Annotated in this window: 1 rRNA gene; it reads right to left on the reverse strand. The window is 42.0% G+C overall.

Annotated elements, in window-relative coordinates:
• Window positions 1-353 precede the first annotated feature (353 nt).
• A 5S ribosomal RNA gene (gene rrf, locus C3B51_RS23345) occupies window positions 354-468 on the reverse strand.
• Window positions 469-524: the final 56 nt, after the last annotated feature.

Here is a 524-nt window from a genome sequence, read left to right on the forward strand (position 1 = left end):
TGCTGACAGGGTGAAATCATTGTGCTTTCGGGACTGGATAAATCTGACCAGTTAATTATTCAAAATGGTATAAGTTATCAAACAGAACCTTTGCCAACTACGATGACATTTTGGATCAGGTCAGCGAAGCATGGAATGCGTTTATCTCATGTGCTGACAGGGTGAAATCATTATGCTTTCGGGACTGGATAAATCTGACCAGTTAATTATTCAAAATGGTATTAGAGAACGCAGACCTATTCCACCATCCAGCCAGCTTCATGGATGAATAGACAGCGCCATTCTGCCTACACCTTTTTAAATCACACATAGCAAAAAACCCGCTGCATTGCTGCAGCGGGTTAATAATAAGGCCCTGGCGATGTCCTACTTTCACATGGGAAACCCCACACTATCATCGGCGCTGTTTCGTTTCACTACTGAGTTCGGCATGGGGTCAGGTGGTTCCAAAACGCTATTTTCACCAGGAAAATCTTTTCAATTTTTGTTCTAGTTTTTATAAAAATTAGGAGCTTGGCAATGTC

It is taken from the genome of Pseudoalteromonas rubra (assembly GCF_004212645.1).
Taxonomy (GTDB): domain Bacteria; phylum Pseudomonadota; class Gammaproteobacteria; order Enterobacterales; family Alteromonadaceae; genus Pseudoalteromonas; species Pseudoalteromonas rubra_G.